The organism is Streptomyces cyaneochromogenes, from assembly GCF_003963535.1.
In the GTDB taxonomy this organism is placed as follows: Bacteria; Actinomycetota; Actinomycetes; order Streptomycetales; family Streptomycetaceae; genus Streptomyces; species Streptomyces shaanxiensis.
Genome location: NZ_CP034539.1, coordinates 9636718 through 9662954 on the forward strand (window position 1 = coordinate 9636718; position 26237 = coordinate 9662954).

Consider the following 26237-nt stretch of genomic DNA (forward strand, 5'->3'; position numbering starts at 1 on the left):
CCACCATCCCTCAACACGACGGGGAACGTCCGCCGAAGCGGTCACGAGGGCACGGGACTGTGGCCGATCGGACAGCACACGTTCGCCTTCTTGGTCTGTACATGACCACATCGCCCCGCCAGACTGTCCGCCGACACGCTCCCACCCCCCAAGGAGTCGCTCCCATGACCCTGGCCCTGCGCGCCCGGCAACGTTGTCATGCCGCTCTCACCGGTCTCGTCGCCCTCGCCTCCGCGGCCGTGCTGTCCACCGCGACGCCCGCGCAGGCCGCCGACACCTGGACGGAGGTGGGCTCCGACCGTGCCGACCCGCTGACCGAGAGCCAGGGGCTGACCTCCGTCGAGGTCCCTGCCAACAGCGCCAACCGCTACACCGGCATCGGCACCATCCCCGCCTCGGTCAGCCGCCGCGGCTGGAACCACGTCGGCGACCCCGACGCCTCCTACAACGGCTACTACGTCGAGCCCTACCAGGCGGACTCGGGCAGCGCGAAGATGTTCCGGGTGCAGGCGCCGGACGGGACCTGGTCGGAGTACGTCCACACACTCGGCTCCGGGGAGGCGCTGAACAACTCGTTCGCCGCCATCTCGCCCGGCGGTCAGTGGATGGTCTCGGGGGAGTGGGGCACCATGACCCGCCTGCTGGTCCACCCGACCCCCGGCGTCAACCCCGGCACGTCCCCCTCGGCGGACCTCCCCTGGACGTCCAGCATCCGGCTGGACCGCGCCGTCCGCGACGTTCAGGGCTGCGACTTCCTCAGTGCCACGACCCTGCTGTGCTCCTCCGACGACCCCGCGGGCACCCTCTTCGGCATGACCAAGCCGCTCCTGCAGATCGACCTCTCCGCCGAGCCCGGAGCCTCCGACGTGACCGGCCGCGTCACGGCCCTGCGTCAGCTCCCGCTGCGCAGCTCCTGCTCCGGCGGCTTCGAGACGGAGGGCATCGACTACGACCGCCGTACCGGCACCCTGCGCGTGATCGTCATCTCGCCGGGCTTCTGCGTGCTGACCGACAGCAAGACGTACCGGTTCACACGCGGCTGAAGACCGGACGGACCGCTTCGCCGGTGCGGCCGGGCGAGCCCCGTCTGTGCGGCCGGGAGAGCTCCGTCTGTGCGGACGGGAAGGTTCCGCCGGTAGTGCTCCGCCGTCCGTGGTGCTTTTCTTGGGTTGGGGTCCGGTTCCGCGGGCTACCCGTGGCACCGCGGCGCGGCCACGAGAGGAGCGATCACGATGGACCGTGAACGACTGCACGAGGAACCCGTCTCCGTCGAGATCAGCGGATGCAGCAAGGAGGACGCCCGGATCGTGTTCGACACGCTGTGCGCGTGCTTCGAGTCCGATCGTGGCCCCGACGACGTGCCGGAGCAGCTCCACGAGACGCGCCCGATGGTGTGGCTCGGGACGTTCGAGGTCACGGACGCGCACGAGTGCCCGCCGCCCGCGCGGCTCTCGTCGACCGTCGAGGCCGACGCGCAGGGCGGCTACTGGGCCATCGAACGGCTCCGTACGACCCTGGACTCCCTGTTCACGGTGCACGACCTCGCCTCCGCCTCGGGCGACCAGGAGCGCGAATTGCACGTGGTGCTGAAGAGCCGGCCCGGCGTCGCATGACGAGAGCGCCCGGCCGCTCATGACGAGCCGAGCAGGCCGAGCACGGCACGGCGGTAGACGGCGTGGACGGCGGGCAGGTCCTCGAGACAGGCCCGCTCGTCCACGCCGTGCAGCCCCTCGTGTCGCACCCCGAAGCCCGCTGTGGCCGGGATGCCCTCACCCGCCAGCAGATTCCCGATGTTCGACGGCCCGGCGGTCTTCGGCCGGACGGTCAGCCCCTCCCGGGCCGCGGCCCCCAGCAGTGCGGCCGCGGGCTCCTGGCCCTCGGCGAGCCGATACGACGGCCATGCGGCCACCGGAGTGATCGTGGTCGGCCGCGGTGCGGGCACCCGTACGTCCAGCTCGCCCACCGCCTCGCGGACCAGCCGCTCGGCGTCGCGGGCCTCGAAGTCCGGCGTCGTACGGATGTCGACGCCCAGCTCGCACAGACCGGGCACGACCGAGAAGCCCTGACCGCCATGGCAGGACGTCACCGTCAGCTTCGGCGGCAGAGGGAACTCGCCCTGGGCGTCTGGGAGTTCGGCCTCTTCCAGGAGCCGTACGAGGTGCGCCGCGCGGGAGACCGCACCGGGTGTCGTCCGACGTGACCCCGAATGGCCCGAGGCCGCGTGCACCGCGATCGTGGCCCTCCACAGTCCGCGCCCGCCGACCACGACCTCGTCGAGCCCCGGGTAGCCGATCATCACCCCGGCCGGACGGACCGCCTCCGGGTCCGCGAGATAGGAGCGGGCACCGCCGAAGCCGCCCGTGTGCTCGTCGACGTCGAGCAGCACAGCGAGCCCGCCGCGCAGGGTGTCGGCACGGCCGTGCAGCTCGGCCGCGATGCCGCAGAACATCGCCGCGGCGAGTTTGGAGTCCGCCGCGCCTCTGCCGCGCAGCCATCCGTCGACGACCTCGCCGCAGTCCGGCGCGAACGACCAGGCCGTCTCGTCGCCGTACGGGGCGGTGTCGACGCAGGCGTCCAGCGCCCACCAGGGTCCGGGCCGGCCGCCCGCGACCTCGATCAGCAGGCCGACGGTGTCGCCCTTGCCGCCGTGGAGACGGCGATACGGCAGCCCGTGCCCGGCGAGCCAGTCCTCCAGGACGCCCAGGACGGGGCCGTAGTCGTCGATCCCGGCGCGGCTGGGGCGGCGGATCAGCCGCTGGGCGAGGTCGATCACGTCGGCGTGTGCGGTCATGGGGTCACTGTGCCCGAGGGTGGTCGGTGTCAGTGGCGGGTGTCACCCCTTCCCGGTTGTGCAACTAGTTGCATAAAGGCTCCGCGGTCCTCTACAACTACGTGAAGCACGACACCGCGCACGGAGGGGCCCGATGAGCCGTTACCCGCACCTGCTGAGCCCGCTCGACCTGGGCTTCACCACGCTGCCCAACCGCGTCCTCATGGGCTCCATGCACGTGGGCCTGGAGGAGGCCGAGCGCGGCTTCGAGCGCATGGCCGCCTTCTACGCGGAGCGGGCCCGCGGGGGAGTGGGCCTGATCGTCACCGGCGGTATCGCCCCCAACGACGAGGGGCGCCCGTACGAGGGCGGCGCCAAGCTCACCACCGACGCCGAGGCCGAGCAGCACCGCGTCATCACCGAGGCCGTGCACCGCGAGGGCGGCCGGATCGCGATGCAGATCCTGCACTTCGGCCGGTACGCCTACCACCAGGACCTCGTCGCCCCGAGCCCGCTGCAGGCGCCGATCAGCCCCTTCCCGCCCCGCGAGCTCACCGACGCCGACGTCGAGCGGACCATCGACGACTACGCCCGCGCCGCCCGCCTCGCCCGGCAGGCCGGGTACGACGGCGTGGAGATCATGGGCTCCGAGGGCTACCTCATCAACGAGTTCATCGCCACGCAGACCAACAAGCGCACCGACCGCTGGGGCGGCTCGTACGAGAACCGCATGCGCTTCCCGGTCGAGATCGTCCGGCGGGTGCGCGAGGCCGTCGGCGAGGACTTCATCATCGTCTACCGGCTGTCCATGCTGGACCTCGTCCCGGGCGGCTCCACGCTCGACGAGGTGATCACGCTCGCCAAGGCCGTCGAGGCCGCCGGGGCGACGATCATCAACACCGGCATCGGCTGGCACGAGGCGCGCATCCCGACCATCGCCACCTCGGTGCCGCGCGGCGCGTACACCTGGGTCACCAAGCGGCTGATGGGCGAGGTGTCGGTCCCGCTGGTGACCACCAACCGCATCAACACCCCCGAACTGGCCGAGGAGTTGCTGGCCGACGGCACCGCGGACATGGTGTCGATGGCCCGCCCGATGCTCGCCGACCCCGACTTCGTCGCCAAGGCCGCCGCGGGCAGGCCCGAGGCCATCAACACCTGCATCGGCTGCAACCAGGCCTGCCTCGACCACACCTTCAGCGGCAAGATCACGTCCTGCCTGGTCAACCCGCGCGCCTGCCACGAGACCGAACTGACGCTGTCCCCGACCCGGCGGCGCAAGCGCGTCGCGGTCGTGGGCGCCGGACCCGCCGGCATGGCCTGCGCCGTAAGCGCGGCCGAACGCGGCCACGACGTCACGCTGTTCGACGCCGCGGGTGAGATCGGTGGCCAGCTGAACGTCGCCCGCAAGGTCCCCGGCAAGCAGGAGTTCGACGAGACGCTGCGCTACTTCCGCCACCAGCTCGACTGGCAGGGCGTGGACGTACGGCTGAACACCTGGGTGTCGGCCGAGGACCTCGCCGCCTACGACGAGGTGGTGGTCGCCACCGGTGTCAGCCCGCGCACCCCGGAGATCCCCGGCGTCGACCACCCGAGCGTCGTGGGCTACCTCGACGTCCTGCGCGACGGCGCCCCCGTCGGCGAGCGCGTCGCCGTCCTCGGCGCGGGCGGCATCGGCTTCGACGTCGCCGAGTTCCTCACCGACGGCGGCGACAAGGCGAGCGAGGACCCGGCGACGTACTTCCGCCAGTGGGGCGTGGACATGGACTACACGGGCCCCGGTGGCCTCGCCGCCCCCGAGCGGCCGGCCCCGCCGCGCACCGTCCACCTGCTTCAGCGCAAGACCAGCAAGGTCGGCGCGGGCCTCGGCAAGACCACCGGCTGGATCCACCGCACCGAGCTCAAGCACCGGGGCGTCACCATGGTCCCGGGCGTGCGCTACGACCGGATCGACGACGCCGGGCTGCACGTCACCGTCGGCGAGGAGAGCACGGTCCTCGAGGTCGACACGATCGTGCTGTGCACCGGGCAGGAGCCGCGCCGCGACCTGTACGAGGCGCTGCTCGCCGCCGGCCGCAGCGCGCACCTCATCGGCGGTGCCGACGTCGCCGCCGAACTGGACGCCAAGCGCGCCATCAAGCAGGGCACGGAGCTGGCGGCGAGCCTGTAGGGGCGCCCGAGCGCGTCCCTAGGATGAGCCCATGTCACTCCCGCACGCGATCCTCACCGCCCTGGTCGAAAAGCCGTCCTCGGGGCTGGAGCTGACCCGCCGGTTCGACAGGTCGATCGGCTACTTCTGGTCGGCGACGCACCAGCAGATCTATCGCGAGCTGGGAAAACTGGAGACCGAGGGCTTCATCCGCACGCTGCCGAGCGAACAGCCGGCCCGTGGGCAGAAGAAGAGCTACGAGGTCCTGCCCGCGGGCCGCGCCGAACTGGCCCGCTGGACCGCCGCCTCCCAGGACCCGAGGCCGCACCGCGACACACTGCTGCTGCGGATGCGTGCCGCGGCCGTCGTGGGGACGGAGGGCATCGAGGGCGATCTTCGGCGCCATCTCGACCTTCACCAGCGGCAGTTGGCCGAGTACGAGGAGATCGAGAAGCGCGACTTCCCGCCCGGCAGGGACAGTTCCCAGGACCGGTTGCGGCACCTCGTGCTGCGCGCCGGCATCGACCTGGAGACCTTCTGGACGCAGTGGCTCACCCGCGCCCTGGAGGAGTTCGCGGAGCTGCCGGGGAACGAAAGGGCGTGAGCCGGGGCTCGCGTGACGGGTAGGGCACCGGCTCACCGAGCCGGTGCCCGGCGGGGCTTCGCGCCCTTTCCTCAGAGCCGGTACGGCTTCGACTTGCGGCGCAGGAACCAGGCCGTGGCCATGCCGCCCGCGCCCACCAGGACCCCGCCGCCGACCAGCGTCAAAGTGCCGTAGTCCGTCGAGGACCCGCCCATGCCGCCCATGACGCCGCGCGACGGGGAGGCCGTGGCGGAGATCGTGCGGGTCGGGGTGGCGCCCGAGACGATGACCGACTGGGTGCCCGCCGTCACGCCGTTCGAGCACACGACGATGACGGTGTAGGTGCCCGCGCTCACGCCCGACCAGGCCGCCGACTGCAGCGCCGCCGTCCCCGACAGGGACACCTGGCGTCCCTGGGCGAAGTTCGACTGCCTGCTGTTCAGCAGCGAGGCGGTGCCCCAGCTGCCGTTGACGTTGGTGCACGCGCTGGTCGTGACGGAGACCGTGGACCCGGTGGTGCTCACGGAGATCCCCGAGACCGCGGCGGCCGGAACGGTGGCCACGGAGAGGGGAAGAACGGAGGCGGCTGCCACGGTCAGGCCCGAGCGGAGGAGTAGCGATGAAATGCGCATGGGGTTCCCTCCGGCGGCACGGTCGGCGGTACATCCCTGGCGCCGCCGAGGGTCGGGAACGCCCGTGCTGCCTCAGGGTCAGCCAACGCGCCCCCGGCCCTGCCCGCATGCGGGCCGCCCCCGGACAGGTGACGTGCTGCTGCATTCGAGGGATGCCAAGAGGCCTCAGCCCTGCGCGCCGGTCGTCACCGTCCGCTCCGCGGAGAAGCCGCCCCAGGTGCCGTCCGGCAGCCTGCCCCGGATCCGTACCCGGTGGGCGACCCCCTTCTCCGGCCCCAGGTAGAAGCTGTACTCGGCCCGCTCGCGCGGCGCGGTCCCGCCGTACACCAGCGACGTGACCGTACGGCCGTCGAGCTGCACCTGGTACTCCACGACCACACCGTCCGTGCGCGGCGGCACCCAGTTCAGGTCGAGGTGGTACGCCCCGTCCTCGCGATGGGTCGTCGCCCGGAAGGCGGTCGGCGCGGTGCCGCGCCCGTCGTCGGTGCCGGGCGTGGTGACGCGGACGGCCGCCGGGGCGGGAGAGAGGTTGTCGGCCGCGTCCCGGGCCCGGACGGTGAAGGAGTAGCGCGTGCCGGGCCGAAGACCCGTGACCACGGTCGCGGTCTGGTTCCCGCCCACACTGTGGATCTTCGTGCCGCCCTGGTGGATGTCGTACGACACCACGTCCCGGTCGTCCGTCGCCTTCGACCACGACAGCTGGACCGCCCGGCTGCCGACCGCCCGGCCATGGACCTGCCCCGGACGGGTCGGGGCGGCGCGGTCGGCGGCCACGGCCTCGGGGGTTCTCGCCCGGACCTCCTTGCTCGGTGGACCGAGCCGCCCGTCGGTGTCACGGGCCCGCACGGTGAAGGCATACATGGTGGACGGTTTGAGCATGGTGACATCCACCATGTGTGCGGAACCCGGCACTTCCTTGACCTTCGTGGGGCCCCGATACACCTCGTAGCTGCGGACACCGGGGTCCGCGGAGACGGCGTTCCACATGACGTGCACGCTGGTCGAGCTGCCCGCCTCGGCCGCGACACCGGTGGGCGCCCCGGGCAGTCGGCCGCCGTCCTCGTCCGCCCCGCTCCAGGCGCAGGAGGAGAGCAACGCGACCGCACAGAAGGTCGAAAGGGGAACGAGGGTACGTCGCACGACACTGCCTCCCGGGGCGGTCTCGCGGCAATGGTCCGTACCAATATCGCGCGGATGGCGCGAGCACATCAAGAGGGCGGTCGCTTGGTGACCGGCTCACGGAGTTACGTATGCTGAAGCTCCTTGCGGCTGAACTCTCCATGGAGTGCCGGGAGTTCACGCCGTCGGCGCGGGTCGCTGTCGTCGCTGATCCCGCGCCGGACGCGGGTGGCCGGGGAGTCTGGGATCGGTCGCGGACTCAGAACCCCGGCCCCTGCGGGAAGTTCGGGGGCGGCCGTCGTGTCGCCGGGGTGCGCGCGGGTGGGCCCTGCGGGTGGCAGCATGATCGAAACAGCATCAGATTGGGCCGAGTTGTCCGATTAGATGACCGTTCGGGCTGCGTGCCTGTCAGTGTTCCCGAGGAGAGGGGTTCCCATTGTGCGTGTCAGGTCGCTGACGCTGGCGGCGGCGAGTGCCGCTCTGCTCGCTCCGACGACTTTGTCCACCGCCCTGCCCGTCCCGCCGCCCCCGCCGCAAGGGTCAACAGCCCGTCGCGGTGCGGACGTCAGCGCCGCCGACCTGCTGTCAAAGGTGCGTGAGTGCACTGCCGTTTCCGAGGGGCGCTATCGCACCGACCGCGGGATGCGGGCGACCGTCCCGGTCTGCGGGGAGCGGGAGGCGGTGTTCTGGAAGGCCGACATGGATATCGACTGTGACGGTCGGCCCACCGGCCACTGCAACCGCCGTACGGATCCGTTCTTCACCGCCGCGACGGCCTATCGGCAGTCCGACGGCCGCTATCTGAGCGCCGAACGCCTCCCGTACATCGTGGTGCCCGCCCCGAGTCCCATCTGGAACCACCGCGACCACGGGATCCTCGGCGGCTCGCTCGCGGCTGTCGTGTACCGGGACCGGGTGCTGTACGCGGTCGTCGGTGACGTCGGCCCGGACGACATGATCGGCGAGGCGTCGTACGCCACCGCGAAGGCCCTCGGCATCCCGGCCGACCCGCACACCGGCGGCACGGCCCACGGGGTCACCTACATCGTCTTCAAGGAGAAGCCGGTGCGGCCCATCGAGAACCGCACGGCCGCCGTGAAGGCCGGCGAGCGGCTGGCGAGGGAGTTCGTGCGGGGTGCGGAAGCCCTGCCGGGCGAGGAAGTTGTGCGGGGCGGGCGGGTCGTGCACGGTGAGCGGTCCGTGCACGACGACTGACCCGCATGGTCGTTGAGGGGGCGTCAGACCGCCGACCAGCCGTCGTCGACCGGCAGGATCACGCCGTTGATGTTGCTCGCCGCGTCCGAGGCGAGGAACACGATCGCGGCCGCCTGCTCCTCGGGCTGGGCCAGCTTGCCGAGGTTGACGAAGTGCGGGCCGAGGGCCGCCGGTCCGTGGGCGTCCTGCGCGGCGTCCACGACGATGCCCGTCTGCGTGCCGCCCGGAGCGATGGCGTTCGCGCGTATCCCCTGCTTGCGGTACATCACCGCGAGCGACTTCGTCAGCCCCACCACGCCGTGCTTCGACGCCGTGTACGCGGCGCCCGCCGCGCTGCCGCGCAGACCGGCCTCGGACGCCGTGTTCACGATCGCGCCTCGGCCCGCCGCCAGCATGTGCGGCAGCGCTGCCCGGGTGAGCAGGAACGGGGCGGTGAGGTTGACCCGGATGACCCGCTCCCACTCGGCGTCGGTGACGTCCGCCAGGGCCGACATACGGTCCATGATCCCGGCGTTGTTCACCACGACGTCCACCCCGCCGAACCGCTCGACGGCGGTGTCGACCACCTGGTCGACGACGGCCTGCTCGCCCAGGTCGCCGACGACGGCGACCGCGGCGCCGCCCGCCTGCTCGATCTCCTTGACGACGGCCTGCGCCCCCTCGGCGTTCAGATCCGCCGCCACGACCCGGGCGCCCTCCGCGGCGAAGGCCAGCGCGGCCGCCCGCCCGATGCCCGATCCCGCTCCCGTGACGATGACGCTGCGCCCGTCCAGTCCGCCGCTCATGAGGTGCTCCATCCGTATGGCCGATGTCCGAGGGCTCACCATACGACTTAATGTCTCTGAGTGACATAAAGTCTTCGGGGAGAATTCCGGGAGAGCGATCGATGTCGGCCGGAGGAGACCATGACCGCAGCCCGTGGAGGCACCGGAAGACCGACGGGACGACCGCCCCTGACCGAGGAGCGCAAGGCCGAGATCCGCCTGGAGATCGCACGGGCCGCGGTCGACCTCTTCGTCACCCAGGGCGTGGCGGCGACCACGGGCGAGCAGATCGGAGCGGCGGTCGGTGTCTCCGCGCGGACGGTGTGGCGCTACTTCCCGAGCAAGGAGAGCTGCGTACGGCCGCTGTTCTCGGCCGGTATCGACCTGATCGCCGAGTGTCTGCGCCGGTGGCGTCCCGGGGAGCCGCTGGAGGAGGTCATCGACCGGGAGTTCGCGGTCGAGGGGCGCCTGCCGGCCGTACCCGACCGCTCGACCGTGGGGGCGCTGGTACGGCTGACCCGTACCGAACCCGGGTTGCGCGCGACCTGGCTCCAGACGTACGACGAGGCAGAACCGGCGTTCGCCCGCGCCCTCGCCGAACGCGCCGGACTGCCCGCCGGCGATCTGCGCCCGGCGATCCAGGCGGCCGTGTTCAACGCGGCGCTGCGCGCGGCCGTCGAGTATCACGCCTGGCACACCGCCGACACGGATCCCGACCCGGAGAAGGTCCAGGCCGAGCTGATGGCGACGTTGCGTTCGGCGCTGGCGGTTGTGGCGGAGGGGGTCGCGTAGGAGGCGTGAGGGGCCTGCAGGGGCCGCCGGGACGTCGAAGAACGGGCGTTGTCGCCGCACCCGGCTGCGGCAAAGAGCCCCTCGGCCGTGTACCCGGAACTCGGGTACACGGCCGAGGGGCCTGACCGAACAACGGCTGCCGCTCCCCGCCTACACCTTCCGGTACGCGTACGCCTCCGCGGCCGCCGCCTCCACCGCGGCGAGGTCGGCGCCGGTGGCAGCCGTGACGACCGCGGCCACCGCGCCCTCGACGAAGGGAGCGTCCACCAGGCGCGTCCCGTCCGGGAGTTCGTCGCCTTCGGCGAGCAGGGCCTTCACGGTGAGGACCGCGCTGCCCAGGTCGGTGAGGACCGCGACCCCGGCGCCGCGGTCCACGGAGGCGGCCGCCGCGGCGATCAGCTCGGCGCTGGTGCCCAGGCCGCCGCCCTCGGTGCCGCCCGCCGGGGCCACCGGCACGGCCGTGCCGGCGCCCGCGAGCCCCTGCGCCAGCTCGGCCACCGAGGCGGCCACCTGGGCGCTGTGCGAGACCAGCACGATGCCGACGCGCCGCTCGCCCTTCTTCCCGTCGCTCACCGTGTCCTCACTCACCGTTCGCCTCCGCCAGCCCCGCGATCAGCAGCGCCGAGGACGTGGCCCCCGGGTCTTGGTGCCCGATGCTGCGCTCCCCGAGATAGCTCGCCCGTCCCTTGCGGGCCTGCAACGGCGTGGTCGCCAGGGCGCCCTCCTCGGCGGCGGCCCGCGCCGCGGTGAAGCCGTCGCCGAGCGCGTCCACGGCCGGCACCAGCGCGTCGATCATGGTCTTGTCGCCCGGCGCCGCGCCGCCGAGCACCATGACCGCGTCCACTCCGGTCCGCAGCGCCTGGGCGAACTGCTCCTCGCTCACCTCGCCGGCGTCCCCGAGGGCCTTGCCGGTCCGGCGCAGCAGCGTCCCGTACAGCGGCCCCGACGCGCCGCCGACGGTCGAGATGAGCTGGCGCCCGGCGAGCATCAGGATCGCGCCGGGCGTCTGCGGGTCCTCCTTCTCCAGCGTCGTCGCGACGGCGGTGAACCCGCGTTGCAGGTTGCTGCCGTGGTCGGCGTCCCCGATGGGCGAGTCGAGGGCGGTGAGCCGTTCCGCCTCGCGGTCGACGGCAGCGGCGGTCGCCGTCATCCAACGGCGGAAGAAATCGGCGTCGAGCACTGGATCTCCTTGTGTGACAGATGCCTTGTGATCGTCTGACTCCGCCGGATCAGATGCCCCATCGCAGCCCCGGTGTCTTCACCGGCGCGTTCCACAGTCGCAGCAGCTCCTCGTCGACCTGGCACAGGGTGACCGAGGCGCCGGCCATGTCGAGCGAGGTGACGTAGTTGCCCACGAGGGTGTGGCCGACGGCGACACCGCGCTCGGCGAGTACGCGCTGGACCTCGGCGTTGAAGCCGTACAGCTCCAGCAGCGGTGTCCCGCCCATGCCGTTGACCAGGACGAGGACGGGATTGCGCGGGGTCATGTCGTCCAGAATCGCGCCCACGGCGAAGTCGGCGATCTCGCGCGATGTCATCATCGCCCGCCGCTCCCGGCCGGGCTCGCCATGGATGCCGATGCCCAACTCCAGCTCGCCGGGCGGCAGATCGAAGGTGGGGCTGCCCTTCGCGGGCGTCGTGCAGGCGCTGAGGGCGACACCGAAGCTGCGCGCGTTCTCGTTGACCTGCCGCCCGATCGCCTCCACCCGCTCCAGTGGCTGCCCCTCCTCCGCGGCGGCACCGGCGATCTTCTCCACGAACAGCGTCGCGCCCGTACCGCGCCGCCCGGCCGTGTACAGGCTGTCGGTGACCGCCACGTCGTCGTTGACGAGCACCTTCGCGACCTGGATGCCCTCGTCCTCGGCGAGCTCGGCGGCCATGTCGAAGTTGAGGACGTCACCCGTGTAGTTCTTGACGATGAACAGCACACCCGCCCCGCTGTCCACCGCGGCCGCGGCCCGCGCCATCTGGTCCGGCACCGGCGAGGTGAACACCTCGCCCGGACAGGCCGCCGACAGCATCCCCGGGCCCACGAATCCACCGTGCAGTGGCTCGTGCCCCGATCCGCCGCCGGAGATGAGGGCGACCTTCCCCGCCACCGGCGCGTCCCGCCGTACGATCACCCGGTTCTCCACGTCGACGACCAGGTCGGGATGGGCCGCCGCCATCCCGCGCAGGGCGTCCGCGACCACGTTCTCCGCGACGTTGATCAGCATCCTCATGGATACCTCCTAGTGAGATTAACAGCTGGGCCTCTGACCTGCGTTTGACCAGGTCAGAATGGATGGAGCTGGTTATCGATCTTGGCGGTCCATAGCGGTCGGCGGCGGCTTCCAGCGGTACTGATGCTGACTTAATGCTGACTTTGATGACGGGTCGTCAGGTGTCTGTGGTCGTGCTGCGTGTCGTCGCCGGAGCCCTGATGTCGGCAGTATCGTCCTTGCGGCAGCGAAGGTCACGTGCGCGGGCGTTTGGTGGCGAGCTGGGGACGGGCAGTGCCGGTTGGCGTCCTCTCTGGATTCATGCCGCCGCATCGACGCGCATGCGCAGGTTGTGGAATTGGCGGGCCTGCATGATCAGGTGGGCGGGTTCCCAGAACAGCAAGTCCATGGGCCGGGTGAGGGGCCACGGGCGGCTGCGGCCCCGAGCGCGGACCACCAGCCGGGTCCTCCCACCGGGCGCCGGCCGCAGGTGGAAGCCCCAGATCGAGTCGACGTACGCACGCGGCGGTGGCTCGTCCAGGTCCAGCCTGGCGAAGGGACGTCCGGAGGGCAGCGTCGTCTGCGAGCGCAGGACCAGTGTCCGCCCCGGTTCCAGGACCGCGACGGTGAACCAGACCTCCCCGCTCGGCCCGGAGTCCAGGTGCTGTCCCTGCTCTAGGCGCTGCCACTCCGGGACGATGCGTTGCGCGCTCCGGCGTCCGCCATTGTCCAGCCGGTCCCAGCTGTACCAGCCGCCGCGGTTGCAGCCCATCTGCTGCAGCCAGGGCCAGACCTCTTCGGGTGGCGCCGGCAGGGTCGTAGCCATGGTCGACGATCCGTCGGGGTCGGGGATGAGCTCGTCACCGGGGTAGCTGTGGCCGACTTCCTCGTCCGTCGCGCCCCAGGTCAGCATCCGCGGCCTCAGCATGGTGCCGTACAGGGCGAGCCCTGCGACCGCCACGCCGAAGGAACGTTGCCCAGCCGTGGGCCGGCGCTCGTTCATGTTTTCAGCGTCTCAGCTCCGTCCGGTTGGTACCACAGGAACGCGGAAGCGTCACCGAGGACGCTGGCAGGCGGCCCCGACATCCGTCAGGTCCGGTCCGGCGAGGTGCTGCGCGCACCGGTCCCGGAGCTGGCCTCTTCCTCCGCCGCTGTCTTGATCGCCCGCAGTGCCGCGCGCATGACGATGCCGACACCGGGCGAGACGAGCGTCCAGTAGCGGGCGAAGCGTCGGATGGCGGCCTGGTCGGTGCAGGCCGTGCGCGCCTCGTAGGCCAGCAGGGACCGCCCGGTGCCATAGGCGTGGACCACCATTGCCGCGGCGATCTTCGCCCAGCCGGGCTCCGCGAACTCTGGGAAGTCGCCGGGCTCGACCCTGCGCCATTGGATGGACGGCTGCCACACCTTGCCGATGGCGCCGAAGACCAGCTCCCGCCCAGGAGCCTCGCCAAGTCCGACCCACGGTTGCTCCTGCTGGTCCTCCCGCTGTTCCTGGTCGTGCCGGTCCTTGGTGGTCGTGTCGAAGAGATCGGCCAGCCGCATCGAGGCCGGTCGCGGAGCGGGTTTGCCGCGCAGTCGGTCGGGCAGGCCGCGTGCCCGAGAAACCAGGTCGAACAGTGGAGAGTGGATCGTGAGGAGATCGAGGTCGCGCGCTGCCCGGTACGCCGTAGATGGGCCGACGGCGACGGTCGTGCACTCCAGACGTGTGAAGCGGAAGTCCGGCAGGGCACTGTCCAGCAGCAGTGGTCGGGCATCCGTGTTCGTGTCCATCACAACCTCCTCCGGCCGACACCTCCAGTGTGGTCGGCGCGCGCGTCCCCGGCGCGGCCGTGAGCCGGACGGCCCGGTGGCAGTGGTTGGCGCGGGAAGACTGCCTTGGACTTGTACGACGGGTCTCGCACAATGGAAGACGGCTGGCGGACCGCCTCGCCGGACAGTCGGTATCAGGGATTGGGCGTGGCGTCGGCTGCGGTGACCAGAGGCGTGGCGCTGACGTCTCCAGGGATGTGGTTGGACGTGCCGAACGGGACCACGGAGGGTCGGATCGAGCGGCTGAGCCCGCTGGATGTGAGCAACCTGCGCATCGAGACTCGCGGAGCACCCATGCACGTCGCCGCGCTCGCTTTCGCTGAAGGGGCGCCACTCACGGAAGAGCGCGGGCGGCTGCGTTCGGGTGCGGTTCGTGAGCACATCGAGGCTCGTCTGAGCCTTGCCCCTCGCCTGCGGCAGGTGCTGTACCGGCCACCCTTCGGTCTGGGGCCGCCCCTTTGGGTCGACGACCCGCGATTCGACATCCGTGACCACGTGCGAACTCAGGAGATTCCCCGCCCCGGCGACGAGGCGACCCTGCTCAGCCTGTGCGCGGAATTGAACGAGCCGCCGCTGGACCGCTCGCGCCCCCTCTGGGAGCTGTGGCTGCTGCCCGGGCTCGACGACGGCACCGTCGCGATACTCGTCCGCCTGCACCACGCGGTCGCCGACGGTCTCGCCGCCCTCACGCTGATGGGCGCGCTGCTCGATTCGGCCGGCGATGGGGTGTCCTCCGCCCCCTGCTCGTGGTCGCCTCAGTCACCTCCCGGCATGGGGGAACTGTGCTCGGACAACCTCCGCCGATACCACGCAACCCTGACCGGTGCAGCGCGCGCACTCGGATCTCCGGCTCGTGCGACCACTCGCCTTCGATCCCTGTCGGCGGGGGCACGCCGACTCCGGAAGGAGGGCCCGGCCCCTCGGCTGTCGATGAACCGTCCGGTCGGCAGGCACCGGCGTCTTCTTCTCCTCCGGGTGGGCTTGGAGGACATCAAGGCCACGGCGCACCTCCACCGGGCGACGATCAATGACGTCGTGCTCACGGCGGTGGCCGCGGGAGCGCGCGGGCTGCTCCAGGCCCGGGGTGAGCTGACGCCCGGACTGACCGTCACGGCTTCGGTGGCGGCATCCCTGCGCACCTCGGCGGCGGACGGACGGGCCTGGGGAAACCGCGTGGGCATCATGCTGGTGCCGCTACCGGTGAGCGAGAGCGACCCGCTCCGAGGGCTGGAACAAATCGCGGCTGCCACTGCGTCGCGCAAACAGTCGCCTCCTTACCAGCCCATGGGCCGGCTCGCCCTACCGCTGCTGGTGCGGGCCATGTTCCACCAGCGGCTGGTCAATCTGTTCACGAGTAACTTTCCCGGCCCGGCCATGCCCGTGAGCCTCGCGGGTGCCCGAATCCGGGAGCTGTTCCAACTGGGCGTGGTGCAGGGGAACGTGCCACTCAGCGTCGGTGTGATCTCCTACGACGGACGGCTCAACTTCTCGTTGGTCGGCGACGCGGACATCGTCCCGGACCTGGAGGTCTTCGCCGCCGGGATGGCGGAGGCGCTGGACCGATTCTGAGCTGCGGACTCTCTACCGATGCGCATCCGCGCCCCGCACCACCACAACCGGGCAGTGCCCGTGATGTAACACGGCCTGACTGACGGACCCCAACAGCAGCCCGGCGAACCCGCCACGCCCTCGGGCACCGACCACCATCAACTGGGCGGACCGACTCGCCTCGATCAACGCCTCCCGCGTCCTGCCGTGGCACCACCCTGTGCTCCACCATCACACCCGGGTACCGCTCCTGACGGCCGGAGAGCGCCTCGGAGAGCAGACGCTCCTCCTCCTCGGCGAGTGCTCCCGGCGGGTTCGCGTACGACATCGACGCGTCCTGGGGTGCGGGCAGCGGCGCATTCCACGTCGTCCAGGCGTGGAGTGCAACCAATGGCGCCTCCCGAAGCGAGGCTTCGGCGAAGGCGAAGTCCACTGCCCTGTCACCGGCGGCGGAGCCGTCGACGCCCAGCACGATCGGGCCCTCGCCCAGCTGCTCGCGGACCACGAGCACCGGACACCGGCCGTGCGCCGCCAGATACACCGCCGTCGACCCCACCAGCAGCCCGACGAAGCCGCCCATGCCCCGGGAACCCACTACGACCAGATCCGCCGCACGTGACTGAGACTGCAGCACCGTCAATGGCTCACCGGTCACCACGACATGACTGACGTCGACCTCGGGCGCCACCGTCCTTGCCCGCTCCACAGCCTCCGAGACCACACGTTCGACCATGTTCTGGATCCCGCCCTCCGGCGGGCCCAGCGGCGACGGACCCGGGGCCGGATGCATCGCGTGCCACATGAACGCATGGATCACCCGCAACCCTGCCCCGCGCAGCCGCGCCTCCCGCGCAGCCGCCTCCACCGCGGCAAGACCCAACGCCGATCCGTCCACGCCCACGACCACCAGACCACCCACGACACCTCCCGTGTCCGGTCGCACTGCCTCTCACTCCAGGTTCACTCCGGGGACCCCCCGCTGCCATGGGATCCAGTGCCACCACGGGGCTGTGTGGCACCGCTGAGCCCGTCGCCCACAAGCGCCAATGCCGGAATTGCGGCCTCATCAGGCCGCCGCCACGATGAGGACATGGCTCCCGTTGGTCCGGAGGACCGTTTCGACGCCTTCCGGGCCCTGGACGACCGGCGTGGGCGGCCGGGAGCCCGGCTGATCGAGTCGCTGGTCGAGGCCAGGGCCGGTACGGCGGACAGCCCCGAGGCATGGGCTCCGGCGGCGGCCGTCGGCGTCGGTCTGCCCGCCGCCGCTGCCCTGGGGCCAGCCAGTTATTACGCGGACCTTGCCGCTCCGCACGGCCGCCGTCATGTCCGGATCTGTGCGGCGACGGCCTGCTTCGCCGCGCAGGCCGGCCGGCATCTCGGTGACGTGGAACGCGAGCTGGGTGTCGACGCGGACGCGGTCTCACCGGACGGGGAGACATCACTGCAGGCCGTCCGCTGTCTGGGCTACTGCTATGCGGGTCCCGCCGCGCTCGACGGAGACAAGCCCTGCACAGGCCCGACGCTGACCGGTCAGCTCGCGGGACGCGAGCCCGCGCAGGCGCCGGAGATCCCGGCGGCCGACGACACGGGCGACCCCGTGCTCCTGGGCGGAGTGGTGGCCGGGGAGCCCACATGGCAGGTGTGGCCCCTGATGGTGACGACCGGGTCCGCCGACGCGGTCCAGTCGGAGGTGGCCGCATCGGGGCTGCGGGGCCGTGGCGGAGCGGGGTTCCGGGTGGCCGCGAAGTGGGAGGCGGCAGGCCGCGTGCCCGGCACCGTGGTGGTGGCCAACGGTGACGAGGGCGACCCTGGTTCCTATGCCGACCGGCTGCTCATGGAGGCGGAGCCGGAGCGGGTGCTGGAGGGCCTGGCCCTGGCCTGCTTCGCGTGCGGGGCAGAACGCGGCGTGATCCTGGTGCGCTCGGAGTATCCGCGGGCGCTGGCGCGGATACGGGAAGCGGTCGGGCGGGCATACGCCGACGGGCACTTCGGGCCGTCCGTTCACGGCACGGACATCACCTTGGACGTGGAGGTGGCGGAGGGCGCCGGATCCTATGTCGCGGGTGAGGAGACCGCCTTGATCGCGAGCCTGGAGGGGGACAGGGGCTGCGCCCGGCCACGTCCGCCCTACCCGACCCGACGTGGGCTGTGGGGCGCGCCGACGGTGGTGAACAACGTCGAGACCCTCGCCGCCATCCCGTGGATCGTCTCCCGTGGTGGAGCGGCGTACGCCCGGCGCGGGGTGCCGGGGGAGACCGGGACGAAGCTGGTCTGCCTGTCGGAGCGGTTCGCCCGGCCGGGGGCGTACGAGGTTGAACTGGGCACCCCGCTGGTGCGGATCGTCCACGAACTGGGCGGTGGCCTGAAGGAAGGCGCCGAGTTGAGCGCCGTGCAGGTCGGCGGGCCGCTGGGTGGCTTCCTTGCCGCGGACGCCCTGGACGTCCCGCTGACCACCACCGCCCTCGCGGCCCGGGGCGCCGCGCTCGGCCACGCCGGGCTTGTCGCCTTCGACCAGCATGTGCCGCCGGAGGAACTGCTGCGGCACATCTGGCAGTTCGCCTCGGCGGAGAGCTGTGGCGCCTGCTCGCCCTGCCGCGTGGGCTCCCGCCGTGGCCTGGAGCTGGCGGACGCCGCGGCCCCGCCCGGACCGGAATGGGAACGGCTCGGGCGTGTACTGGCCGAGGCGAGCCTGTGCGCCTTCGGGCGGCGCATTCCGCCCGCGGTGCACAGTCTCGCCCGCGCCTACGGCGACCGTCTGCGGGGATGGGGGCCATGATCGAGATCAACGTCGACGGGGCGGACGTCGATGTTCCCGAGGGGGCCTCCCTGCTCTCGGCAGTGCGGGCGGCCGGTGCCGAACTGCCCGCCCTCTGCTCCGACGAGCGGCTCAGCCCTGCCGGCTCCTGTCGCACATGTCTCGTGAAGGCCGATGGCCAGGTCGTGGCGGCCTGTGTGACCCCCGCTGTCTCAGGCGTGCGCGTCGAAACCGGCACCGATGAGCTCCGGCAACTGCGCCGGGACGCGGTGGAGCTCATCGTCTCCGCCCTGCCGCCCCGTGCGCTCAGCGAGAACAACCCCAGCGAGCTGGCGCGTCTGTGCCAGTCGATGGGGCTGGGCCCCGAGACGGCCCAGGGTGCGGGAGGGCGGGGTGGGGACGACTCCCACCCGTACGTCCACCTGGACCGGGACCTGTGCATCGCCTGCGGCCGGTGCGTCCGCATGTGCTCCGAGGTGCAGGGCACCTTCGCGCTGACCCTGACCGGCCGGGGCGGCGACACCGTGGTCGCCCCCGGCACCGGCGGGCCCTGGGCCGAGTCGGACTGCGTGGCCTGCGGCGGCTGCGTCGACACCTGCCCCACCGGCGCGATCACCGAGCCCGGCCCGGGGCGCGGACTCACCTCCGCCCAGCGGCCGACCGCCACCCGCACGACGTGCGGATACTGCGGCGTCGGCTGCGCCCTGGACGTCATCACGTCCGACCACGAGGTCACGGCGGTCCTGCCGGCCCGGGACGGCCCGGTCAACCAGGGCCACGCCTGCGTCAAGGGCCGCTTCGCCCACGGCTATCTCACCTCGCCCGAACGTCTCACCCGGCCCCTGGTGCGCCGCGACAGCCGCCTGGAACCCGTCGGCTGGGACGAGGCGCTCGGCCAGGTGGCGCGGGGCCTGAGAGAGGCCAAGGACACCGGCGGCCCGGACGCCGTGGCGGTTATCTCCTCGGCCCGCGCCACCAACGAGGAGAACTACCTCGTCCAGAAGTTCATGCGGGTCGTGATCGGTACGAACAACGTCGACAACTGCTCCCGCCTGTGCCACTCCCCGTCCGCTGCCGGCCTGACCGCCTCCTTCGGGCTGTCCGGCGGCACCGACAGCTTCGACGACGTCGAGCGGTCCGACTGCCTGCTGGTGGTCGGGGCCAATCCCGTCGAAGCCCACCCGGTGGTCGGAGCACGCCTGCTCCGGCGTGTGCTGGGCGGGGCCAAGCTGGTCGTCGCCGATCCTCGCGCCGTGGGCCTCGCTCTGCACGCCGACGTACACCTGCGGCCTCGCCCCGGCACCAACGTGGCCCTCTTCCACGGTCTCGCCCACATCCTGCTCGCCGAGGGACTGACCGACGAGGAGTTCCTGCGCGAGCGGGCCACCGGCCTGCCGGAGCTCGTCGAGCTGCTGGACGACTACCCGCCCGACCGGGTCGCGCACATCACCGGGGTGCCCGCCGCGGACCTGGTCGCCGCCGCCCGGCTGTACGGCCGTGCCCGGCGGCCCGCGATCGTCTACGGTCTGGGCGTCACCGAGCACCTGCACGGCACGGACGGGGTACGGTCACTGGCCAACCTGGCGATCCTGCGGGGTGCCGTGGGCACCGACCGTGGGCACGGCGTCAACCCGCTGCGCGGCCAGAACAACGTCCAGGGCGCCTCCGACATGGGGGCACTGCCGGACCTCCTGCCCGGCTACGGGAAGGTGACCGACCCCGCCGTGCGGTCGCGGGCCGAGGCGGTGTGGGGTGTGCGGCTCCCCGAGCGGCCCGGCATGCGGATCCCGGACATGTTCGCCGCGGCACGGGCGGGGGAGCTGCGGGCGCTGTGGGTCATCGGTGAGGACGTCTGCGCCACCGACCCCGACGCGAACCGGGTGGCAGAGGCCCTGGACACATGCCCACTCGTGGTGTCCAACGAACTGTTCCTGTCCGAGACCGCCCTCCACGCCGACGTCGTACTGCCGGTCGCGTCCTGGATGGAGAAGGACGGCACGTTCGTCAACTTCGACCGCCGGTTCCAGCGGGTCCGCCCGGCCGTGCCCGCGCCGGGCCAGGCACGCAGCGACTTCGATGTCGTACACGCCCTCGCCGCGTTGATGGGAGCCGACCTGGGCTGCTCGACTCCGGGCGACGCGCTGGCCGAGTGCGGTCGGGTCGCACCCGTCTTCGCGGGTCTCTCCCACGAGCGGCTGGACCGGGAGGGCGCCGTGCCGTGGCCCTGCCCGGACCCCGGCCGACCGGGGCAGGCCAAGCTCTACCAGGAACGGTTCGCCACGCCGGACGGGCGGGCCCACCTCGCCGCGGCGCCCTATCTCCCACCCGGGGAAACCCCCGACGACGACTATCCGCTGGTCCTGGTCACCGGGCGGCGCTGGGCGCACTACAACTCCGGCAGCATGACCCGCCGCGGCGGCAACCTCGCGCTCGACCCGGTCGACGTGCTCGACCTGCACCCCGACGACGCCGTCCGGTACGGCGTCCGGGACGGGGAGCAGATCACCGTGGCGAGCCGACACGGCCAAGCCCGGCTCATCGCCAAGGTCAGTGAACAGACGGCGCCCGGGCAGGCGTTCTGCTCGTTCCACTTCCCCGCGAGCGGAGTGAACCGCCTGACCTCCGACCACGCGGACACTGTCACATCCTGCCCCGAGTACAAGGTCACGGCGGTGCGCCTGACGACGGGGTGATCCTCAGGGCTGCACACGGTCCCGGCCATGGTCGGTGGCGTACGCGGCGAACACCTCCGCCGGTGGTCCTCCCGTATGGAGGAAACGCTGGTCAAGGATGGCGGCGAGGTCTGCGAGCGCACCGGTGAGCAGGTCACCGGCCAGTCGTACCTCGGGCCGTCGCGCTGCCTGCCCGCGCTCGGCGAGGGCGGCGGCGTAGCCGACCATGGCCGCCAGTGACGAGTGGTCCTCGCCGTCATGGAAGTAGTACGCCTCGGCGTACTGGGTGAAGTCGATGCGGACCCGTACGACTTCGGTCGCCAGGCTGTCCAGCAGCAGGGCTCCCGCAGTGGAGTCGAGCTGCGCTGTCGTCGGGTCCGAGTCGCGCAGCAGCGCCAGCCGGATGGCGAGGACCCTCCTGCGGGTCAGCGCCGGGTAGATCTCCAGCACCCACGAGACCGTGGCCGTCAGCAGGGCGAAGCCGACGAGGGCTTCCAGCGGCGAGATCAGGCGGAGCCAGGCCTCGCCGGGTGCGATGTCGCCCAGGCCCAGGGTGGCCACTGTGACCAGCGACAGGTACAGCGAGTCGAGCAGTGCCGGCTCCTGTGCCGCCTCGGAACCGGGTGAGAAGGCGAACGACTCCGGCATGTGCGGCCAGTAGACGACGGCCCAGCCGATGATGACGGTTCCGGCCCACATGGCCACCACCGTCACCATGGAGAGTGGTCCGACGAGCCCGACCACCCGCCTGCCCGCACGGAAGCGCCGGGTCAGCCGCCATAGAGCCGTCATCACGAGGCGGCTCAGGCCGCCGTGGCGGGTGGGGTGCCAGAGTGTGTGGAACAGGTCCCGCAAGCCGAACATGACGAGCCCGCCACCGAGCAGCGAGACCAACCACTCCATGCATGTCTCCCACAGCACTCTCACCCGGCGCGGAGCCCCGCATTCGGAGCTCAGGCCCAAAACTGACGGATCATGAGGCAGGAGCGGGGTCCGGCACGCCCATCCGCGCGGATCAACTCGCCGGCAGCACGAGCGTGCAGGTCTCCCCGGGCGCGATGGTGACGGCTCGGTCGGCCAGCACCACGCGGATCGGTGACTCCTCCGAGTCGGGCACACTGATCTCCAGCTGTCCGCTCCTGCGCCGTATGCCGATACCCCAGTGACCGCGGTAGCGCAGCGAGAATCCGTACTCGGAGAGCGCCGGAAGAGGCACCGGGTCCAACCACAGGGCGTCCTCGCGTGTCCCCAGTCCCGTCAGACCGCGCTGGACCAGGTCGAGGGTTCCGGCCATCGCCCCGAGGTGGATGCCCTCGCCGGTCGTGCCGCCTTGGATGTCGGCGATGTCGGCCTCCAGGGCCTCCTGGACGTAACTCCACGCCTCGGCTCGTCTGGCCCTGGCGAGAACCAGGCCGTGGACGAGTCCGCTGAGTGTGGAGCCGTGGCTGGTGCGCCGCAGGTAGTAGTCGACCGTTCGGCGCCAGACCTCGTCGTCGAGGTCGTACCCGAGACGCCGGAACAGGGTCCGCAGCTCTGCGGGCGAGAACAGGTGGCCGAGCATGAGGACATCGGCCTGCTTGGACGCCTTGTAGCGGTTGACCGTGTCGCCTTCGGCCTCCAGGATCCGGTCCAGCCGCCGGATGCTGGTGTGACGCGCCCGGTAGGCGTCCCAGTCGAGCTCGGCGAGGTCGTCGTAGCCCGCGAACTGGCTGATGACTCCCTGGTGGAACGGCACGCGCAGCCGCCGGGAGATCTCCTCCCACTGCGGGAGTTCGTCGCCGTCCAACCGGACGCGTTCGATCAGTTCGTCCCGGCGCCAGGCGGGGAGGCGGCGCAGCAGGTCCAGGGCGCGGGTGAGGACCCAGGCGGCGGTGACGTTGGTGTAGGCGTTGTCGTCCAGTCCCGGCCGGACGGCACCTGGGTAGGCGTCGTGGTACTCGTCCGGGCCGACAACGCCGCGAATGCGGTAACGGCCCGTGCCGGGGTCGAAGTCCGCGAGGTCCGCCCAGAAACGGGCGATCTGCAGCAGCATTTCCGCGCCCTTGGTGTGGAGGAACTCGGTGTCGCCTGTGGCCTGGCAGTACTGCCACACGTTGTAGGCGATCGCCGAGCCCACGTGGTGCTGGAGCCTGGAGTGGTCCGGCAGCCAGCGCCCCGAGCGGGGGTTCAGATGCCACTCCTGGGCCTCCTCACGGCCGTCGCTGCCGCTCTGCCACGGGTACATCGCCCCGGCCCGGCCGACCGCGCCGGCCGCCCGGCAGGCCCGGGCAAGGCGCCGGTGGCGGTAGTTCAGCAGCGCCCGGGAGACCTCCGGGAAGTGCAGGTTGAGATACGGCAGGACGAACAGCTCGTCCCAGAACACATGACCCCGGTACGCCTCGCCGTGCAGCCCACGCGCCGGGACACCTACGTCGAGGTCCGCGGTGTGCGGTGACAGCGTCTGCAGGACGTGAAAGAGGTGGAAGCGCAGGATGCGACCGGCCTGGCCCGGCACCTGGATGTCCGCGTGCCGCCACAGTCGCTCCCATGCGGCGACGTGGGAGTCCAGCAGGGCGGGGAAACCCGCCGCGGTGGACACTCGGTCGACCGCTTCGCCGAGCGGATCGCCGATCGCCGTGTCCCGTGAGGTGTGCAGGGCCACGGTCTTCTCCACGGTGACGGGCCGACCGGGAGCGATCGGGGTCACCAGGCGGTGGACCGCACGGCGGCGGGTCGGCCGAAGCGCGGACGAGGCGGCCGTGGGCCGGTCGACGACGAGCGTACGAGCCGCCATCGCGACACCGATGTCCGAGGTGCTGGTCCGGCAGCTCAGCCAGACCGTGTGGGGTTCCTGTGCCCCCGTCCGCACGCGGATCACATGGCGGCGGTTGAGGGCGCGGTAACGGTGCACGTTGCTGTTGATCACCTCGCCGTCGAGACAGGACTCGATCTCGATCTCTCCCGACCAGCCCTCGGCAGTGAAGACAGTCCTCAGTGCCGCCAAGTGCGGATCCCCCATGTGCACAAGACGTGTCTGCTCGACTCCGAGCACGCCCGCCCTGCCGTCCCGGTGGCGGAACGAGCGGGTGAGCGTGGCGCGGCGCAGGTCCAGGGTGTGCCGGTGGTCCAGGAGGGCGTGCGTGTCGGGGGAGAACCACGGTCCCCACGTTCCCTCGGCGCGGCGTAGACGGAACCGCAGGAGCAGCCAGTTCGGGAGGTTGACCAGGTCCTCGTTCATCACCTGTCGCCCGGCCACGGTCGACTCCAAGCGGTTGTAGCACCCGGCCGCGTACGTTCCCGGGCAGTGCACCAGACCCGCCCGGCACTCGGGCACCGCGCCCCGCGTGGCGAAGTAGCCGTTGCCGAGAGTGCAGAGCGATTCCCGCAACCGCTCGGCATCGGGGTCGTAGCCCTTCCATTCCCACGTCCACTCCGACATCAGCCGCTCGTCCCTCTTCAGAAGCCGTGGGAAGCCTCGCCCGCGGGGCGAAACTCAGACCCGTTGAGGGACGACGGCGACCGGGCACTCGGAGTGGTGCAGCAGGGTGTGGGCGACCCTGCCGAGTTGCAGACCGAAGTGACCGTGCCGGCGCAGAGCGCCGACGACGATCAGGTCGGCATCGGCCGATGCCTCCAGCAGGACGCGGTGGGCGGGGCCTTCGACCGGCCGACGGTGCACTTCGGTCTCGGGGTGCTCCCGTACGGTCTCACGGAGCGCGTTGGTGAGGCGATCGGAGGCCTGCTCCTCATGCACCCTTGAGGCATCGTCCGCGATCAAAGGAGAGTCGGTGTGCTCGTGAGCCGGGCTGCGCCAGGCCCGTACGGCCGTCAGGGCACAGCCGCGCGCCCTCGCCTCGCGGGCGGCGAACCGTACGGCGCCCTCGCCGACCGTCGAGTCGCCGACACCCACCACGACCCGGCCGAAGGATCCTCGAAGGTTCCGCTCCGAGCCACGGACCACGATGACCGGGCACACCGCGCGGGCCGCCACCGAGAGGCTGACCGACCCCAGCAGCAGCCCGGCGACCTCGCCGCGCCCGCGGGAGCCCGTGACCAGGGCGAACGCCTCGTGCCCTGCCCCCAGCAGCACGGAGACGGCATCATCGGGCAGTACCTCGCCCGACGTCTTCACCTCGGGATTGCGAAGCCGGGCACGTTCCGTGCAGGAGGCGATGATGTGCTGCACCATGACCTCCTCAGCGGGACGATCGGTGCCGAGGGACGGCCGACTTCCCTCATAACGCTCCCAGAGGGAGGCGTAGAGCAGGCGCAGCGGCAGCCCGTGGCGTGCCGCTTCGTCCACCGCCCAGTCGACCGCCAGCAGACTGGAGTCCGATCCGTCGACGCCCACGACCAGCGGGAGTTCCATCGCCGCCACCGCCCATCCGTCCGGCTGCTGCAAGGCCCCCTGTGACAACCCTCGCACCGCCTACGGGCCGCCGCGACATACGGACCGGCTCTCGGTGCGGCCGACCCTCGGCCGGATTGCGGTACGCCGGGTTGAGGCGATGCTGGAGGCATACAGCCGAAGCACCTCCTCCGGCGCGCTTCTCAAGGACCCAGGACATGCCTGACACTCCGCACATCGTGAGCGATGTGATGACCCTGCCCGTGGTGGCCGTCGGGCGTGACGCGCGGTTCAAGGAGATCGTGCGGGCGATGGACCAGTGGAAGGTCAGCGCGGTACCGGTCGTGGAGGGCGACGGGCGGGTCATCGGCGTGGTCTCCGAGGCCGACCTGCTGCCCAAGGAGGAGTTCCGGGAGGGCGAGCTCCCCCGCTCCGGGCAGATCCGGCGCCTGTCCGATCTCGCCAAGGCGGGTGCGATGACCGCCGAGGAACTCATGAGCACTCCCGCGGTCACGGTCCACCCCGACGTCACCCTGGCCCAGGCAGCACGGATCATGGCCGTGAAACACCTCAAACGGCTGCCCGTGGTCGATGACGAGGACCGGCTGCAGGGCATCGTCAGCCGTGCCGACCTGCTGAAGGTCTTCCTGCGGTCGGACGAGGACATCGAGGAAGAGGTCCGGCGCACCGTGGTGTCCTACCTGTTCCCCGCACTCAGTCACACCATCCACGTGTCCGTGCACGACGGAGTCGTCACACTCCGCGGACGGGTCCAGGACACCTCGCTGGTCTGGGTCGCCGAGCGCCTCGTGCGGGCAGTGGAGGGCGTGGTGGACGTCGAATCCCGGCTCAGCGGCGAGGACACCGCTCCGGACCGGCCGCAGACCGCGCGGTGACCTGA

General features: G+C 71.5%; 22 protein-coding genes and 1 pseudogene. 10 read left to right on the forward strand and 13 right to left on the reverse strand.

From position 1 onward, the window contains the following. Positions 1-170: 170 nt before the first annotated feature. Positions 171-1043 (forward strand): hypothetical protein, encoded by an 873-nt coding sequence (locus EJ357_RS43225; protein WP_126400818.1) that lies wholly within the window; start codon positions 171-173, stop codon positions 1041-1043. Positions 1044-1232: 189 nt separating this feature from the next. After that, entirely contained in the window at positions 1233-1613 is a 381-nt protein-coding gene (locus tag EJ357_RS43230; RefSeq protein ID WP_126397655.1) for a hypothetical protein, read from the forward strand. A 17-nt stretch (positions 1614-1630) separates the two neighbouring features. On the opposite strand, the gene EJ357_RS43235 is transcribed toward EJ357_RS43230, so the two are convergent. Then, on the reverse strand, positions 1631-2791 hold the full coding sequence (locus EJ357_RS43235; protein ID WP_126397656.1) for a M20 family metallopeptidase: 1161 nt from the start codon (positions 2789-2791) through the stop codon (positions 1631-1633). A 133-nt stretch (positions 2792-2924) separates the two neighbouring features. On the opposite strand from EJ357_RS43235, the gene EJ357_RS43240 reads away from it, so the two are divergent. Then, positions 2925-4940, forward strand: a complete 2016-nt coding sequence (locus EJ357_RS43240) for an NADPH-dependent 2,4-dienoyl-CoA reductase (RefSeq protein WP_126397658.1) — start codon at positions 2925-2927, stop codon at positions 4938-4940. A 31-nt stretch (positions 4941-4971) separates the two neighbouring features. After that, positions 4972-5523: a PadR family transcriptional regulator gene (locus EJ357_RS43245; RefSeq protein ID WP_126397660.1), complete on the forward strand. Its 552-nt coding sequence runs from the start codon at positions 4972-4974 to the stop codon at positions 5521-5523. A gap of 71 nt (positions 5524-5594) precedes the next feature. Here the strand turns inward: EJ357_RS43245 and EJ357_RS43250 are convergent, their stop codons facing one another. Further along, a complete protein-coding gene (locus tag EJ357_RS43250) occupies positions 5595-6134 on the reverse strand; it encodes a hypothetical protein (RefSeq protein WP_126397662.1) in 540 nt (179 codons plus the stop codon). Between the two features lie 165 nt (positions 6135-6299). Next, positions 6300-7274 (reverse strand): fibronectin type III domain-containing protein, encoded by a 975-nt coding sequence (locus tag EJ357_RS43255; RefSeq protein ID WP_126397664.1) that lies wholly within the window; start codon positions 7272-7274, stop codon positions 6300-6302. Positions 7275-7691: 417 nt separating this feature from the next. Between EJ357_RS43255 and EJ357_RS43260 the strand changes: the two genes are divergently transcribed. Beyond that, a complete protein-coding gene (locus EJ357_RS43260; RefSeq protein WP_126397666.1) occupies positions 7692-8468 on the forward strand; it encodes a glycoside hydrolase family 75 protein in 777 nt (258 codons plus the stop codon). 23 nt (positions 8469-8491) lie between these two features. On the opposite strand, the gene EJ357_RS43265 is transcribed toward EJ357_RS43260, so the two are convergent. Further along, positions 8492-9253 (reverse strand): SDR family NAD(P)-dependent oxidoreductase, encoded by a 762-nt coding sequence (locus EJ357_RS43265; RefSeq protein WP_126397668.1) that lies wholly within the window; start codon positions 9251-9253, stop codon positions 8492-8494. A 120-nt stretch (positions 9254-9373) separates the two neighbouring features. Here EJ357_RS43265 and EJ357_RS43270 point away from each other — a divergent pair, with 120 nt between their 5' ends. Beyond that, positions 9374-10024 (forward strand): TetR/AcrR family transcriptional regulator, encoded by a 651-nt coding sequence (locus EJ357_RS43270; protein ID WP_126397670.1) that lies wholly within the window; start codon positions 9374-9376, stop codon positions 10022-10024. Positions 10025-10174: 150 nt separating this feature from the next. Here the strand turns inward: EJ357_RS43270 and EJ357_RS43275 are convergent, their stop codons facing one another. The 5 genes from EJ357_RS43275 to EJ357_RS43295 form a co-directional block, all read right to left on the reverse strand. Then, complete coding sequence (locus tag EJ357_RS43275) at positions 10175-10612, reverse strand: PTS-dependent dihydroxyacetone kinase phosphotransferase subunit DhaM (RefSeq protein ID WP_126397672.1); 438 nt, start codon at positions 10610-10612, stop codon at positions 10175-10177. After that, positions 10605-11204 (reverse strand): dihydroxyacetone kinase subunit DhaL, encoded by a 600-nt coding sequence (gene dhaL / locus EJ357_RS43280; protein ID WP_126397674.1) that lies wholly within the window; start codon positions 11202-11204, stop codon positions 10605-10607. The genes EJ357_RS43275 and dhaL overlap by 8 nt, the downstream gene beginning before the upstream one ends. 49 nt (positions 11205-11253) lie before the next feature. Then, positions 11254-12246: a dihydroxyacetone kinase subunit DhaK gene (dhaK, locus tag EJ357_RS43285; protein WP_126397676.1), complete on the reverse strand. Its 993-nt coding sequence runs from the start codon at positions 12244-12246 to the stop codon at positions 11254-11256. A gap of 298 nt (positions 12247-12544) precedes the next feature. Then, positions 12545-13228: a hypothetical protein gene (locus EJ357_RS43290; protein ID WP_126397677.1), complete on the reverse strand. Its 684-nt coding sequence runs from the start codon at positions 13226-13228 to the stop codon at positions 12545-12547. Between the two features lie 86 nt (positions 13229-13314). Continuing rightward, positions 13315-13995, reverse strand: a complete 681-nt coding sequence (locus tag EJ357_RS43295; protein WP_126397679.1) for a hypothetical protein — start codon at positions 13993-13995, stop codon at positions 13315-13317. Positions 13996-14127: 132 nt separating this feature from the next. On the opposite strand from EJ357_RS43295, the gene EJ357_RS43300 reads away from it, so the two are divergent. Continuing rightward, the gene (locus EJ357_RS43300) at positions 14128-15603 is read left to right on the forward strand and encodes a wax ester/triacylglycerol synthase family O-acyltransferase (RefSeq protein WP_228472786.1); all 1476 of its coding nucleotides are present in this window, start codon (positions 14128-14130) and stop codon (positions 15601-15603) included. Between the two features lie 12 nt (positions 15604-15615). On the opposite strand, the pseudogene EJ357_RS43305 reads toward EJ357_RS43300, so the two are convergent. Next, positions 15616-16501: pseudogene (locus tag EJ357_RS43305) on the reverse strand (universal stress protein). A gap of 171 nt (positions 16502-16672) precedes the next feature. On the opposite strand from EJ357_RS43305, the gene EJ357_RS43310 reads away from it, so the two are divergent. Together EJ357_RS43310 and fdhF are read left to right on the forward strand one after the other, a co-directional pair. Continuing rightward, positions 16673-18358 carry an NAD(P)H-dependent oxidoreductase subunit E gene (locus EJ357_RS43310; protein ID WP_126397681.1) on the forward strand — a complete coding sequence of 562 codons (1686 nt, stop codon included), beginning with the start codon at positions 16673-16675 and terminating at the stop codon, positions 18356-18358. Further along, positions 18355-21030 (forward strand): formate dehydrogenase subunit alpha, encoded by a 2676-nt coding sequence (gene fdhF / locus EJ357_RS43315; protein WP_126397683.1) that lies wholly within the window; start codon positions 18355-18357, stop codon positions 21028-21030. Before EJ357_RS43310 ends, fdhF begins: the two co-directional genes overlap by 4 nt. Positions 21031-21033: 3 nt before the next feature. On the opposite strand, the gene EJ357_RS43320 is transcribed toward fdhF, so the two are convergent. The 3 genes from EJ357_RS43320 to EJ357_RS43330 all read right to left on the reverse strand — a co-directional run bounded on the left by EJ357_RS43320 (position 21034) and on the right by EJ357_RS43330 (position 25357). Continuing rightward, positions 21034-21912 carry a potassium channel family protein gene (locus EJ357_RS43320; RefSeq protein WP_126397685.1) on the reverse strand — a complete coding sequence of 293 codons (879 nt, stop codon included), beginning with the start codon at positions 21910-21912 and terminating at the stop codon, positions 21034-21036. A 112-nt stretch (positions 21913-22024) separates the two neighbouring features. Then, positions 22025-24427, reverse strand: a complete 2403-nt coding sequence (locus EJ357_RS43325) for a glycoside hydrolase family 65 protein (protein ID WP_126397687.1) — start codon at positions 24425-24427, stop codon at positions 22025-22027. Between the two features lie 54 nt (positions 24428-24481). Beyond that, positions 24482-25357: a universal stress protein gene (locus EJ357_RS43330; protein WP_126400824.1), complete on the reverse strand. Its 876-nt coding sequence runs from the start codon at positions 25355-25357 to the stop codon at positions 24482-24484. A 197-nt stretch (positions 25358-25554) separates the two neighbouring features. Between EJ357_RS43330 and EJ357_RS43335 the strand changes: the two genes are divergently transcribed. After that, on the forward strand, positions 25555-26232 hold the full coding sequence (locus EJ357_RS43335) for a CBS domain-containing protein (protein WP_175647739.1): 678 nt from the start codon (positions 25555-25557) through the stop codon (positions 26230-26232). The last annotated feature ends 5 nt before the right edge of the window (positions 26233-26237 follow it).

Bases quoted from the DNA above. Each gene is read 5' to 3' on its own strand.
- EJ357_RS43230 (WP_126397655.1), top strand. From the start codon at position 1,233: ATGGACCGTGAACGACTGCACGAGGAACCCGTCTCCGTCGAGATCAGC.
- EJ357_RS43235 (WP_126397656.1), bottom strand. From the start codon at position 2,791: ATGACCGCACACGCCGACGTGATCGACCTCGCCCAGCGGCTGATCCGC.
- EJ357_RS43240 (WP_126397658.1), top strand. From the start codon at position 2,925: ATGAGCCGTTACCCGCACCTGCTGAGCCCGCTCGACCTGGGCTTCACC.
- EJ357_RS43245 (WP_126397660.1), top strand. From the start codon at position 4,972: ATGTCACTCCCGCACGCGATCCTCACCGCCCTGGTCGAAAAGCCGTCC.
- EJ357_RS43250 (WP_126397662.1), bottom strand. From the start codon at position 6,134: ATGCGCATTTCATCGCTACTCCTCCGCTCGGGCCTGACCGTGGCAGCC.
- EJ357_RS43265 (WP_126397668.1), bottom strand. From the start codon at position 9,253: ATGAGCGGCGGACTGGACGGGCGCAGCGTCATCGTCACGGGAGCGGGA.
- EJ357_RS43270 (WP_126397670.1), top strand. From the start codon at position 9,374: ATGACCGCAGCCCGTGGAGGCACCGGAAGACCGACGGGACGACCGCCC.
- dhaK (WP_126397676.1), bottom strand. From the start codon at position 12,246: ATGAGGATGCTGATCAACGTCGCGGAGAACGTGGTCGCGGACGCCCTG.
- EJ357_RS43290 (WP_126397677.1), bottom strand. From the start codon at position 13,228: ATGAACGAGCGCCGGCCCACGGCTGGGCAACGTTCCTTCGGCGTGGCG.
- EJ357_RS43295 (WP_126397679.1), bottom strand. From the start codon at position 13,995: ATGGACACGAACACGGATGCCCGACCACTGCTGCTGGACAGTGCCCTG.
- EJ357_RS43300 (WP_228472786.1), top strand. From the start codon at position 14,128: ATGGAAGACGGCTGGCGGACCGCCTCGCCGGACAGTCGGTATCAGGGA.
- EJ357_RS43310 (WP_126397681.1), top strand. From the start codon at position 16,673: ATGGCTCCCGTTGGTCCGGAGGACCGTTTCGACGCCTTCCGGGCCCTG.
- fdhF (WP_126397683.1), top strand. From the start codon at position 18,355: ATGATCGAGATCAACGTCGACGGGGCGGACGTCGATGTTCCCGAGGGG.
- EJ357_RS43320 (WP_126397685.1), bottom strand. From the start codon at position 21,912: ATGGAGTGGTTGGTCTCGCTGCTCGGTGGCGGGCTCGTCATGTTCGGC.
- EJ357_RS43325 (WP_126397687.1), bottom strand. From the start codon at position 24,427: ATGTCGGAGTGGACGTGGGAATGGAAGGGCTACGACCCCGATGCCGAG.
- EJ357_RS43330 (WP_126400824.1), bottom strand. From the start codon at position 25,357: ATGGAACTCCCGCTGGTCGTGGGCGTCGACGGATCGGACTCCAGTCTG.
- EJ357_RS43335 (WP_175647739.1), top strand. From the start codon at position 25,555: ATGCCTGACACTCCGCACATCGTGAGCGATGTGATGACCCTGCCCGTG.